We start from the raw sequence: 1,556 nt of genomic DNA, 5'->3' as shown, positions 1-1,556 counted from the left end.
CTCCCCCGAGCCGGGGCCTCCCGCGACGCCCTCTCCCTCGCCTCCGTCACCTTCGCCTACGGCTCCTCCGGCACCCCCGTCCTCGACGGACTCGACCTCCGTCTCCCCCACGGCACGCACCTGGCCGTCGTGGGCCCCAGCGGCGTCGGCAAGTCCACGCTCGCCGGGATCGTCGCGGGTCTCCTGCGCCCCCGGCACGGCACCGTCCACTTGTGTGGGCAGCCGGTACCCGGCGCCACATCCCGCGCACACCGGGTGCTCATCCCGCAGGAGGCGTACGTCTTCGGGGGGTCCCTCGAAGAAAACCTCGGCGAGCTACGGCCGAAACCCGTGCCCGAGGACGAGTTGTGGGCCGCCGCGGAGGCGGTGGGGCTCACCGAGGTGATGGTCCGGCTGGGTGGTCCGGCCGCCGAGGTCGACCCGGGCGCGCTGTCCGCCGGGGAGCGGCAACTCGTCGCGCTCGGGCGGGCGTACCTGTCGTACGCGGAGGTCGTGATCCTCGACGAGGCGACCTGTCACCTGGACGCGGAGGCGGAGGAACGCGCGGAGCGGGCCTTCGCGCGGCGGCCGGGCACGACCCTCGTGGTCGTCGCGCACCGCGTCAGCTCGGCCCGCCGCGCGGACCGTGTGCTGGTCATGGACGGACGGTCCGTCGCGTACGGGGACCACGACGGACTCCTGGCCCGCTCACCGCTCTACCGGGACCTGGTCGGCGCCTGGTCCCCGGTTCCTACGCCGGTCCGCTCCCCCGAGGGCTCAGAGCCATCCCTCCCCCTGCGAGATCCTGATCGCGTCGATCCTGTTGCGCGCCCCCGTCTTGCGGGTGATCGCGGCCATGTAGTTGCGCACGGTCCCGTGGGAGAGGTGCAGGCTGCCGGCGATCTCCGCGACGGAGGCTCCCTCGGCAGCCAGGGATAACACGCTCAGCTCCCGCCGCGTCAGCGGCATCTCGGCGGCCTTGAGGAAGCCGAAGCCGAGGGAGTCGTCGATGAAACGTCTTCCCCGGGCGACCTCGCGGATCGCGGTCACCAGCCGCTGTGGGGAGCCCTCCTTGTCCACGTAGCCGCGGGCGCCCGCCTCCGCCGCGCGCTTGAGCAGGCCGGGTCTGCCGGCGTGGGCGAGGACCAGCAGGCCGGGGGCCTGACCGCCCGGGGCGCGCAGATCGGCGAGCGGCGGGATGCCGACCGCGTCCGCGCAGTCCAGGTCCGCGGCGCAGACCTCGGGGCGCAGGGACCGCACCCGCCCCGGCGCGGCGCGCCAGGACGCGTCGAACACCGCCAGGTCGGGTTCCCGGCGGAGCCACTCCGCCAGCACCGATCTGACCAGACACTCGTCGTGCACGAGAAGTACCCGGATCACGTTCGCCCCTCCGCCTGCCGGCCACCGAAGTCCTCCGCTCAGCGCGTGCCCATTGTTGGCGCCCCCGACCACGCCCGGGCGCGAAGAACCAGCCATCGGGGTGCGTGGGGGCGCACTCGCGGCTCCCGTGCGCGATGCCGCGCATCAGCGAGGGGGCATGACGGGGGCGCCAACAATGGGCACGCGCTGAGCGGAGG

Annotated in this window: 1 protein-coding gene and 1 pseudogene; one reads left to right on the top strand and one right to left on the bottom strand. The window is 74.1% G+C overall.

From position 1 onward, the window contains the following. Positions 1 to 501: pseudogene (locus P1P70_RS45960) on the top strand (ATP-binding cassette domain-containing protein); the annotation flags it as partial. A 255-nt stretch (positions 502 to 756) separates the two neighbouring features. Here P1P70_RS45960 and P1P70_RS44410 read toward each other — a convergent pair. Next, positions 757 to 1,359 carry a response regulator transcription factor gene (locus P1P70_RS44410; protein ID WP_319248150.1) on the bottom strand — a complete coding sequence of 201 codons (603 nt, stop codon included), beginning with the start codon at positions 1,357 to 1,359 and terminating at the stop codon, positions 757 to 759. Between the last annotated feature and the right edge of the window lie 197 nt (positions 1,360 to 1,556).

This window comes from Streptomyces sp. MB09-02B (genome assembly GCF_033794485.1).
Taxonomy (GTDB): Bacteria; Actinomycetota; Actinomycetes; order Streptomycetales; family Streptomycetaceae; genus Streptomyces.
The sequence above is the reverse complement of the archived record's forward strand: the minus strand, read 5'-3'. Positions and strand labels throughout refer to the sequence as shown.